At 62.4% G+C, this 11,432-nt stretch carries 8 protein-coding genes; 4 read left to right on the top strand and 4 right to left on the bottom strand.

Annotated elements, in window-relative coordinates:
- Positions 1-9 precede the first annotated feature (9 nt).
- The 3 genes from VGG89_12620 to VGG89_12610 are packed head-to-tail and all read right to left on the bottom strand — an operon-like array spanning position 10 to position 4,681.
- Complete coding sequence (locus tag VGG89_12620) at positions 10-210, bottom strand: hypothetical protein (protein ID HEY1977389.1); 201 nt, start codon at positions 208-210, stop codon at positions 10-12.
- On the bottom strand, positions 210-3,452 hold the full coding sequence (locus VGG89_12615) for an efflux RND transporter permease subunit (GenBank protein ID HEY1977388.1): 3,243 nt from the start codon (positions 3,450-3,452) through the stop codon (positions 210-212). Before VGG89_12615 ends, VGG89_12620 begins: the two co-directional genes overlap by 1 nt.
- A complete protein-coding gene (locus tag VGG89_12610; GenBank protein ID HEY1977387.1) occupies positions 3,449-4,681 on the bottom strand; it encodes an efflux RND transporter periplasmic adaptor subunit in 1,233 nt (410 codons plus the stop codon). Before VGG89_12610 ends, VGG89_12615 begins: the two co-directional genes overlap by 4 nt.
- Positions 4,682-4,742: 61 nt before the next feature.
- On the opposite strand from VGG89_12610, the gene VGG89_12605 reads away from it, so the two are divergent.
- Both VGG89_12605 and VGG89_12600 read left to right on the top strand, forming a co-directional pair.
- Positions 4,743-5,450: a response regulator transcription factor gene (locus VGG89_12605; protein HEY1977386.1), complete on the top strand. Its 708-nt coding sequence runs from the start codon at positions 4,743-4,745 to the stop codon at positions 5,448-5,450.
- Positions 5,447-6,838: a HAMP domain-containing sensor histidine kinase gene (locus VGG89_12600; GenBank protein ID HEY1977385.1), complete on the top strand. Its 1,392-nt coding sequence runs from the start codon at positions 5,447-5,449 to the stop codon at positions 6,836-6,838. The genes VGG89_12605 and VGG89_12600 overlap by 4 nt, the downstream gene beginning before the upstream one ends.
- Here VGG89_12600 and VGG89_12595 read toward each other — a convergent pair.
- Positions 6,835-10,263, bottom strand: coding sequence for an efflux RND transporter permease subunit (locus VGG89_12595; protein HEY1977384.1), 3,429 nt, complete (start codon positions 10,261-10,263; stop codon positions 6,835-6,837). The two genes, VGG89_12600 and VGG89_12595, sit on opposite strands and share 4 nt — an antisense overlap.
- Before the next feature lie 207 nt (positions 10,264-10,470).
- Here VGG89_12595 and rpsF point away from each other — a divergent pair, with 207 nt between their 5' ends.
- Both rpsF and ssb read left to right on the top strand, forming a co-directional pair.
- Positions 10,471-10,821 (top strand): 30S ribosomal protein S6, encoded by a 351-nt coding sequence (gene rpsF, locus VGG89_12590; protein ID HEY1977383.1) that lies wholly within the window; start codon positions 10,471-10,473, stop codon positions 10,819-10,821.
- A gap of 27 nt (positions 10,822-10,848) precedes the next feature.
- Positions 10,849-11,298 (top strand): single-stranded DNA-binding protein, encoded by a 450-nt coding sequence (ssb, locus tag VGG89_12585; GenBank protein ID HEY1977382.1) that lies wholly within the window; start codon positions 10,849-10,851, stop codon positions 11,296-11,298.
- Positions 11,299-11,432: the final 134 nt, after the last annotated feature.

Below are 11,432 nucleotides of genomic sequence, written 5' to 3'. Positions count from 1 at the left end.
CTTAGGCGGTTACGGGCGCAGCGTCGCCGATGCGTGAACGTAGGCGATGTACGTGTTGATCGCCCAGCCCAATGCCGCGCCGAGTAGCGCTCCGGCAATTGCCACCGGCGGAATGACTTTCTGTCCGCACTCGGCGACGAGGGGTTTGCCGATACCGACGGCGATCCCACCGGCAAGAATGAAGCCGAAAGCCCAATAGGCGGCTTCCATCACGTCACCGGTTCGAGCGGAAGGCTCTCTTGCTCGACGCGAACCTTGGGTGAGTGACCGTTGCGAGAAAACGCTTCGTCGCTGGGAGCGAGCCACATATACATGTTCGGAATCAATGCGAGGGTCAGGATCAGCGAACTGACCACTCCGCCGATAATAACGATGCCGAGGCTGGAACGTGACTCCGAGCCGGGGTCGAAGGCGAGCGCGAGCGCTAGATTGCCGGCGATGATCGAAACGCTCGTCATGATGATCGGCCGAAATCGGGTAAAGGCGCTTTCCTTGATCGCCGCGAGCTTCGCTCTCCCACGCTCGCGCAGCGTATTGGCGTAGTCGACCAGCAAAATGCCGTTCTTGGTGGCAATTCCGATCAGCAGAATCGTTCCGATGAGCGAGAAGAGGTTGAGCGTCTTGTGCGTCATCACCAGCGCGCTGACGGCGCCGATCGCGGCGACCGGAACCGAAAAGATGATGATGAACGGCGAGGTGTAGCTGTTATAGAGCGCCACCATCAGCAAGAACACCAGCGCGATCGAGAGGATCATCGAGGCACCGATGCCCACTAACGTCTGCGCCATGAAGTCCTGTTGTCCGAGCGGCGCCGGGCGAACGACGACCGAAGGCGCAAGATGCAGCGAGGGTAGGCGCTTGAAAAACGCGCTTTGGACGTTCGAGAGGGAAGAGCTGCCGGCGACGTTGGCGTCGACGTGAATGACCGTTCGACGATCGGTCCGCGTGACCAGCGGCGGCGTCGGCGTCGAGACGAACGTAGCGATGTCGCTCAAATGAACGATCGATCCGTCGGAAGCGCGTAACGGCAGATTCTGCAACGTGGTCAGATTCGTCTGATCCTCTTGCGGATAGATGACCTGCACTTGTTCCAAGCCGGCAGTCGTTTCGAACTGCGTTGCGACGTCGCCGCCGAACGCGGCGCCGGCCGCAGTCGCGGCCTGACCGATATCGATGCCGAGCGCCTGCGCCTTTTCGCGATCGAACTCGATCGAAATCTCGGGCGCGAGCTGGGTGCCGCTGCTATTGACGCTGGTTGCTCCCGGCGTGTGCTGCAGAAGGTTCAAGACCTTGGTTGCATCGGCGGTCGGGTCCTTACCGCTCAAATCCGACACCAAAAAGTCGATCGGCTGCGCGTTTCCGCCGCCGGTGCCCGTCGCCGGCACGACCGCCGCCGTGACGTTCGGGAGATACTGCTTGACGTACTGTTGGTACTTGGCGACCCAATAACTCGTCGAGTGCTTGCGGTTGTCTTTGAGGAAGATGTGGATTTGGCTGACGTTGCTCTGCGTGACGAACCCGCCGAAGGATGCCGAGTAGGCGCCCGCGACCGTCGTTTCGTGCTCGATGTCGCCCTGATCGACGTCGATCGCTTCCTTTTCGAATTTGAACGTTTGATCGCGCACCGTAGCGATGGGCGAACCGATGGGATACGTAAGCTGGATGTAGATTTCGCCGCGGTCGGACGCGGGTACGAACTCCTCGCCGACGACGCCTAGCGGAATCATCGCCAGCGCGAGGATGAACGTAGCGCCGCAAAAGATTGCGACGAACTTGCCGTGCTCGAGCGACCACGGCAGCGCGCGGTGCGCGTACCAATCGCGTAGGTCATCGAATTTCTTTCCGAACGTCTCGACCATTTTGGGCGGATTCCAGTGCGAACGCAGCGCCCACAGGCCGGCCAGAGTCGGCGTTACGGTAAATGAGACGAACAGTGACGTGAGCGTCGAGATAACGACGACGATCGCGAACTCGGCTAAATTGCGACCGACCTGTCCTTGAATGAAGGCGATTGGGAAGAAGACGACCACGTCGACGAGCGTAATGACCACCGCGGCCGCGCCGATCTCTTGCCGGCCTTCAACTGCGGCGTCTTCGGGACTCTGATGGAGTTCCCGGAAGTGCCGCTCGATGTTCTCCAGCACGACCGTGGAGTCGTCGACCAAAATACCGATGACCAGCGACATGCCCAGGAGGGAAATCGTGTCGATCGTGAGGTTGAGCATCTTCATCGCCGTCACGGCGATGGCCAGAGACGTCGGAATCGAGACGCAGACCACCAGGGCGTTGCGCCAGGACCGCAGGAAGAAGACCATTGCCAGCGCGACGACGAGAATCGCCTCGAGTAGGGTTCGCACCACGATATTGATCTGTTGCTGCGTGAAGCGCGACTGCACGTTGATGATCTTGAAATCGATGCCGGGAAACTGTTTTTGGATCTGCGGAAGCGCGCGCAGTACCGCGTTGGACGAATCGACCTCGCTGGCGTTGGCGGCCTTTTGCACCGAGAGGAACAGTCCGGGGCGGCCGCTGATCTGCGCGAACTGCTGGCGCGGCTCGTAGCTATCCGTCACCTTGGCGACGTCGCCGATGCGCACGACCTGCGTGCTGGCCGTCCACGGGTCGACGGTCCCTGGGAGGCTCGTGATGCCGGCCGCGTAGTTGTTGACCTGCCCGGCCGTTTGCGCCGTCGAGCCGCCGGTCGAGCCGGCCGGAATGATCGGCAAGTTCTCGACGTTCTTGATGTCTTGAATGTCGCCGCGCACGTCGATGGTCGTTTGACGATTCGATTCGTAGGCAAAGCCGCCCGGAACGCGCTGGTTGTCGTTCGAGACGGTATTGATGACGTCGTTGATCGTCAGCCCGGCGGCGGCGAGCTTGGTCGGATCGACTTCGATCTCGTACGCGGGCGTAACGATGCCGCCGACGTTGGCGTATGAGATTCCCGGAACTTGCTCGACGTCCGGCGCGATGACGTTCTGAGCGTAGAGGGAGAGCTGCGATAGCGACAGCTTGTTGGAGTAGATTGCGAACGTGACGACGACCGATTCGGCGGGATCGCGAATGCCGATCGTCGGAGGCTGCATGTTGCTGGGAAGCTGCCGTTCTGCGCTCTGCACCGCTTTTTGCGTTTGCGCCAAATCGGTCGCTTGATCGGACGCAATGAGGAACGTAGCGGTAATGGACGCCTGCCCCTGCTGCACGACGGCGCTCGTGGTTTGCAGGTCCGGCGTTCCGGCCAAGGCCTGCTCGATCGGCTGAACGATGTTATCGCGCATTTCGGTGACCGAAGCGCCGTTGTACTGCGCGTTGATCGAAATCGTCGGCTGGGTGACGTCGGGATAAAGTTCTTTAACGATCGTCACCGTCGAGAGAATGCCGGCGAACAGCATTAAAGCGACCAGAACGAAAACGAGCGTTGGCCGCTTGATAAAGAGACGGGTGAGACTCACGGCTGGTACGAGACCCGCTCTCCATCGCCGACGCTGCTTTGGCCGTTACTCACGACGCGCGTTCCCGGCGTCACGCCCGTAATCACCGACGTCGTGCCGTCGTTGCCGACCTCGCGCACGGTCGCCGTTTTCACGATCCCTTGCCCGTCGACCGTCAGCAGCGAATCGTGATTGTCGTCGATGAACGCCGTCACCGGGATGCGGACGCCGTGCAAACTCGGCTTGGCGACGATTCCGGACACCGCCATGCCGGAGCGCAGGCGCGAATTGGTGTTGGGAAGCAGCACCTTGACGATGAAATCGGTCGAGCCGGGCACGATCTGGTTGAGCACGCCGGCGACTTTGCCGGGGACGCGCACGTCCTGCGCGCCGGCCACCGAGACGACCGCGGGTGCGCCGACGGCAATGCCGGTGACTTGCGACGACGACGCGCGAAGCACGCCGTAGACGGGGTTCATTTGCTGAATCGTAAAGAGCTGGCGATTTCCGGGATACTCGCCCGGATTGAGGTTGCGGTTGACGATGACGCCGTCGATCGGTGACGTAATAGTTGCTTTTGCGATCTGCACGCGCACCTGGTCGGCCTGCGCGATTGCGACCTGTTCCTGCGCCTTCGACTGCTGGATCGACGACGATTGCAATCCTTGTCCCGACAGGCTGCCGTTTGCCGCGACGGTCGATCGCGCCGACGCCACGCCGGCTTCGTCGTTACGCACGACCGCTTGCTGCGCGTCGACGGATTGCTGCGAAATATAGCCTTGTTTGAGGAGGTTGAGATCGCGTTGAAGGTTCGTGTTGTCGTTGAGCAGCGTCGCTTCGGCTTGATGGAGTTGGTCCTGGCCTTGCGCGATCGACAACGATCCTTGGTAAACGGCGTGCGAGGTGTTCGCGCCGTTACTTTGCGCGGTGGCCATGTCGGAGTCGAGCTGGGCTTGCAAATCTGCGGTGTCGAGCTGGGCGAGCACCTGGCCTTTATGCACGACGTCGCCCTCTTGAACGGCGACGCTGTCGGCCGGCTCGCTCAGGCTGCTTTGCACCGCGACGTTTTCATAGGGTGCAACGATGCCGGCCAGCGATTCCGACGGGCTGATCGCCCCGAATGACGCGACCGTCGTTTCGACGAAAGGCGGAGCGGCGACCGGCTTGGGCTTCGAGCAGGCCGATATGAAAAGGATGGTCGTGGCCGCGCAAAGCAGGCGAGCGACGAGTCTTGCTGATCTTTCTCCCATGGAATAGGGCTATTGTAGACGAGGGACCGGCGCCGAGTCCTGGAGCCAGTCTGAGAGGCTTGTGACCGATACTGACCGCTCGCCGGCCGAGGGCCCGCGAGTCCTGGTAGTGGACGACGACGCGGGGCTGCGCCACTTGCTCGAGTACGGGCTGGCGCGGGCGGGCTTCGCCGTGCGCTCCGTGCCGGACGGGCAGGGCGCCCTGCTGATCCTTCGCGAGTTCAGCCCCGATCTCGTGGTGCTCGACGTCATGCTGCCCGAAATCGACGGGATCGCGCTGCTGCCCGAAATCCGCCGCATGACCACCGTGCCGGTCGTAATGCTGACGGCGCGGACGGAGCTTACCGAAAAGCTCGCCGGTTTTTCGGCCGGAGCCGACGACTACGTCGGCAAGCCATTCGATCTCGACGAGCTGATCGCGCGTCTACGTACGCTCTTGCGGCGGCCGCAGTTCGAGCGCACGGAGACGCTCGAATACGCCGATCTCGTGCTCGATCTCGTGCGGCGCACGGTTTCGCGCGGCCGGCGAAATATCGACCTCTCGCCGCGCGAGTTCGATTTGCTGCGCGCGTTTGCCGAGCGGCCGGAAACGGTGCTCACCCGATCGGAGCTGCTCGACTTGGTTTGGGGCATCGATCGTGACGTCATTCCCAACACGGTCGAGACCTACGTTTCTTACCTGCGTGCAAAAATCGACAGCGGCGAGCGGGTGAAGCTGATTCAAACGCTGCGCGGCGTCGGCTACACGCTCAAGGCGAATTCCGCATGAACCGTTTCGCGCGTCGGATGCAGACGTTGGCGGCGGTCGAGATCGCGCTGGTTCTCATCGCGATCATCGTGCTCGGTGCGCTCTTTTCATTCGGATTGTACATTCGCTCGCTTTCGCACGAGCTGCGCGTCACCACCGGCGCCGTTGTCGCCGCGCTATCGGAAAACCACGCCGCGAACGCGCCGGCGGCAGGCCGAGCGATTGCCTCGCGACTCGTGCGCGCCGAAACGGAAGTGATCGTGCTCGACGCCGATTCGCGCGTGACGGTGTTCTACGAGCGCCGCAACGATTCGGCGCCGGTCGAGCTCGTGCGCGGCCGCGGCGACTTGTCGGGGAATCCGCCGGTGACCGGCACGCTCGCCCCGCTCGTGCTTGGTTTGGCGACGGCGTTCGGTCTGGACCAGATCCACGATAGAGTGGGATCGCTCTACCTCATTATCCGCAGTAACGATGCGGCGCTGGTTGCAACGGTGCGCTCGACGTTGCTTCCGTTGGCGGCTGCAATCGCGGCGGCCATCGTGTGCGGCTGGCTCATCGCCCGCGCGCTGACGGGCCAAGCGATGCGTCCGCTCGGCGATCTCACCAGCGCCCTCGAGCGGTTTGCATCCGGCGACTTGACCCCGCAGCCGATTGCCGCCGACGAGCGTCACGAACTTTCGGAACTGGCGCGCGCCTATAACGGCGCCATCGCGCAAATGGAGCATGCGTTCGCGGAGCGCGACCGTGCCGACGCGTCGATGCGCCAGTTCATCGCCGACGCGGGGCATCAGCTGCGGACGCCGCTGACCGTGGTCCAAGGGTTCATCTCGATTCTGCGTGGTGCGGAGTCGCAGGCCGAACGCGAGCGCATTCTGGCGACGATGTACCAGCAAAGCCGCGCTATGGGCTCGCTGATCGACAAGCTCATTCTGCTCGAGCGGTGGGAGGATCCGCAGGAACAGCCGCACGAACCGATCGACGTCGGCGTACTCGTCGAAGATCTCGCCGGCGTGCTGGCCGATGCCAATCCGCAGCGCTCGATAACCGTCAGCAACGGCGGCGAAACGCTCGCCGCAATCGATCCGACCGACTTGGGGTACATCATCAACAATCTCGTCGACAACGCGCTCAAATACACCGATGGTCCCGTCGACGTCAACGTGAGCAGCGAGGGCGACGCCGTCATCGTGGACGTCGCCGATACAGGACCGGGAATGACGCCGGCCGATGCCGCGCACGTCTTCGATCGGTTCTATCGCGTGGGACGCCGCGGCGTCGAAGGAACGGGTCTGGGGTTATCCATTGCCAAACGCGCCGCCGAACGCGCGCGCGGCTCGATTGACGTCACGAGCACGCCGCCGGAAGGTTCGCGTTTTCGCGTGCGCTTGCCGCGGGCGGTGCGGGCTTAGTCGATCGCCGAGATCGCCGCTTCGTCGAGCTCGATCGCTTCGGTAGGCTTGGCCTCGACGCCGCGATGGAAGCCGCCCATTCGCGGCTCGACGTGACGCGCGGCCCACAAGTACAGCGTCGGCACGACGATGAGCGAGAGCGTCGTCGAGACGATCAATCCGCCAATGACGACCGTTCCCAGCGGCGCTTGCGTCTGACTGCCGGCCTCGAAGCCGATCGCGATCGGCAGCATGCCGCCGATCGTGGCGATCGTGGTCATGAGGATCGGACGCAGGCGCAGCGGTGCGGCGTGGAGGACGGCTTCGCGCGCGTCCATGCCGCGCTCGCGCAGCTGATTGGTAAACTCGACGACCAGAATCGCGTTCTTCACGACGATACCGACGAGCATTAAGACGCCGATGAATGCCGTCAAGCCGAACGCCATCGGTGCAAACGGTTGTCGCGTGATCGCCGCGATGAGACCGAAGATCAAGTTACGGCCGTAGATGCCGAACACGATGCCCGCCGACGCGAGCGGCACCGCGACCATGATCACGAGCGGATGCAAAACCGATTCGAACTGCGACGCGAGCAGCATGTAGATGAGTAAGATCGCCAGCCCGACGATGAGACCGAGGCTCGCAAACGTCTCGCCTTGCTGCAGCACTTGTGGACCGAAGGACCAATAGTAGCCCGCCGGCAGCGCGATCGAGTTCATCACGCTCGTCGCACTTGAAACCGCTTGACCGAGGGGAACGTTGAGACCCGCGTCGATGTCGATCTCGCGCTGCTTATTCTGGCGCGTGATTTCGGACGGTCCGTTGCCGAACGTAATGCTCGCGAGCTCGGCCAGCGGCATCGTGCCCGGCGCGGAGGTCGGCCCGCCGCTCGCGCCGCCAATCTGTTGGACCGAGCCGTTGACGCTCGCCAATCCCGACGTCGACCCGTTGCCGGTGTTGACGACCAGACCGGTTGGGACGTTCGAAACCGGAATCGCCAAACTTTGAATCGACTGCAAAGTGCGGCGCTGATCCGGCGGCAACTGGACTTCGATGGGATACTGCGTGCCGTTGATCTGCATGTACGAGGCCGTTTCACCGGCAGTGCCGATGTCGACGGCCTGTGAAATCGTTTGCGTGCTGATGCCCAGTTGCGCCGCCATCGCGCGATTAACGCCCACGTCGATCTCCGGCTGCGAGTTGGTGATGCCGGGTTGCGGCGCTTGGATGCCCGGTACGCCCGCCTGCAGCTTCGGGATGGCGGTGAACTGCGCAATGTTATAGAGCGTGTTGATGTCGGGGCCGAAAATTTGAATCTGCAGGGCGTCTTGCCCGCGCGCGATGATGTTCTGCATGATGTCGATCGTGCGGCCGAAGACGCGCAGGCCCGGAATCGGGGCACCGAAGCGGGCGCGGAATCGTGCCATCTGTTCTGGGCTAATCGTCGACTGCGCGCGGCCGCGTCCGCCGACACGCGAACCGGTCAGCGCCGCCGTCCATCCTACGACGAACTGCTGCGCGGACGCGCTCGCCGTTCCCGGTTTAAGGGTGACGGAAAGATTGGCTTGATTCGTGACGACGGTGCCGCCCTGATAACCCGCCTCTCCGACTTGCACGCCGACGTTCTCGACACGCGGATCCTTCAGCATGCGATCCTCGACGTCGGTCGCGACGCCGTTGGTAATGTTGACGGCCGTACCGGTGGGCATCTGCAGGTTGAAGCGTGCGAACGTGGAGTTGGATGGCGGGAAGAGTTCGGTTTGCACCGCGCCCAAGCGCATTGCGACGAACGTCACGATCAAAACGGCGCCGGCGATTGCGAACACCAAGCCGGGCCGATCGACGGAGCGCGCGAGCACGCCGGCGTACCAGCGCGCAAAACCCTCGTAGCGACGATCGAAGCCTGCGGAAAAGCGCGCGTAACCGGATCGATGTGCGCCGTTGCTCGCCCCGTTCCCCTGGTTTTTGCGATTACGCAACAGGATCGAGGAGAGCATCGGAACTTGCGTGACCGCGACGACCAGCGACAAGCCGACGGCGACCATGACCATCACGGCGAACGGTGTGAACAGCAGTCCCTGCAATCCCGGGATGAGGACGAGCGGCACGAAGACGGTGATGACCGTGATCGACGATGCGAGCACCGCCGAGAAGATCTCGGTGGTTGCCGCCTCGGCGGCTTCGGGCGGCGTTTGACCGCGCGCCATATGCCGGTAAATGTTCTCGATGACCACGATGGCGTCGTCCACGATCAAGCCGACGGCCAGTGCCAGACCTCCCAGGGTCATCACGTTGAGTGAGTAGCCGAACACGTAGGCGGCAAAGAGCGTGCCGAGCACCGAGACCGGCAGCGAGATCGCGACGATGAGCGTCGATCGCCACGAGTGCAGGAACAAGAAGATGACCAAGATGGCGAGGACCGCGCCGTAGAGCGCGGTATGTTCGAGCGCGCTGATCGCTTCCTTGATGAACCCCTGCTGATCGAAGACGATGCCGATCTTCATCCCCGGGTAACGCTGCTCGATCTCGCCGACCTTCTTGTAGACGCCGACGGCGGTCTGCACGATATTGGCGTTGGGCTGCGCGTTGATGATCATGCCGACGGCCGGCGTCCCGTCGAGCCGTTGGAACGTGCGCTGTTCGAGAATCGAGTCGGTGACCTGCGCAATTTGATTCAGCCGGATCGGCGCGCCGTTTTTCGTGGTGATGACGAGCTCGCCGGTTTCTTGCGCCGATTGCAGAAGCGCGCTCGCGCGCACCAAATATTCGTTGTTTCCGACCTGCACTACGCCGGCCGGCAGGTTGATGTTCTCCTCCTGAATGCGCGACACGATTTGCTGCAGCGTGATACCGTCGGCAGCGAGCAGCTTCACGTCGGGCTCGATCATGATCGCGCGCTGCTGGTCGTTCGAAATCGAAACGGCGGCCACGCCGTCGATTGCCGAGAACTGATCGGAGAGCGTGTTCGTCCACAAGTCGCCGAGATCGCGCAGCGACATGTTCGGATCGGTGATGAAGGCGCGAATGACGGGCAGCGAGTTCGAGTCGAACTTCGTGATGACGGGCTGCTGCAGATTCGGATCGTTCGGCAGCGTGCCCCAAATGCGCGACACCTGTTCTTGCACGTCGACGGCCGCGGTGTCGATGTTCGTTCCGAAATAGAACTGAGCCGAGACCTGAGTGCTGCCCTCGGAGCTCGAGGAGTTGATTTGCTGGATGCCGTTGACCCGGCTCACGGCGTTTTCGATCGGCCGCGTGATCAGGGTCTCCATCTGCTCGGGCCCGACGTTGGGATAGGTCACCGAGACGGTCACGACCGGCTGGGTGAAGTTGGGCAAGAGGGCGATCGGAAGCCGAGGCAAGGCGAAAATGCCCAAAACCACAATGGCCAGGGCAATCATCGACACGGCTACTCGCCGGTGGACGGCAAACCTAGCGATCGACACTTTGGCTCGGCGGCTTCCTTATAGTGGTCATAAACCCTGGTATGGTATCGATACCCTCCTTGCCCTATGCTGAGAAACCTTGCTGCCGCCGTGAAACGTGTGATAGGATGCGGGGGTTCCCGAGGCCCCTGGGCCCCGGACACCACCCGCTGCCCGTCGCGTGAAGGCGGGCCGCCTGCTTGCCAGGCGTCCATAGATGGGGAAACGATGACCGACTACGAGGTGACCTATATTCTGCGTCCCGGCCTGGAAGAAGCCGAGGTTGAGACGCGGGCGAACGCCGTTGCCGAGACGCTCAAAGGGCAAGGCGGCGAGATCGTCAGCATCGAGAAGATGGGGCGCAAGCGCCTCGCTTACGAGATCGACGACGTCCGGGAAGGCAACTACGTCGTGATGCAGTTCAAGAGCACGGCGGAAGCCTCCAAGGAACTCGAGCGCCAGCTCAAACTGCAAGAAGACGTCCTGCGCGCCTTGGTGGTGCGTCTGGACAAACGCATGCTCGCGCATATGGCAGCCGTCGCGCTGGCCACCCCGCCAATCCCGGCCGAACGCCCCTAAACTTTTAGCAGCGAAAGAGAGTAAGCGATGGCAGGTTCTTATAACCGAGTCATCCTGGTCGGCAACTTGACGCGCGACCCGGAGATTCGTTACACGCAGTCGGGTAAGGGCGTTACGAAGTTCACGCTTGCCGTGAACAATCCGCGTAACAAAGAAGAGACGACGTTCGTCGACGTCGTGGCGTGGGATCGCCTCGGCGAAACGTGCAACACGTATTTGAAGAAGGGTTCGAACTGTCTGGTCGAGGGACGCCTCGTCATTCGCAGCTACGACGACAAGGACGGCAACAAACGTAAAGCCACCGAAGTCGTGATCGACAACATGCAAATGTTGGGCTCGCGTCCCGCCGGTAGCGGCGGCGAAGGCGGCGACTTTAACGGCGGCAACGGCGGCGGCCGCAGCGCCGCACCGGCACACGCCGGTGGCAGCAGCGGCGACAACTTCGGCGACGACCTAGAAGACGAAATCCCGTTCTAGCCCCCGCACTGTCATCCTGAGCGTAGCGCCGTAGGCGCGAAGTCGAAGGGCAGGCGTATCACATCAAAAGCCCGGCGGAATTCGCTGGGTTTTTGCTACGCCATACGCGCGGCACAAATGGAAAAAGCAAGGGT

This window comes from Candidatus Baltobacteraceae bacterium (genome assembly GCA_036488875.1).
GTDB lineage: Bacteria > Vulcanimicrobiota > Vulcanimicrobiia > Vulcanimicrobiales > Vulcanimicrobiaceae > JAFAHZ01.
Note: the sequence above shows the minus strand (reverse complement) of the source record. Positions and strands in the feature narration are given on the sequence as shown.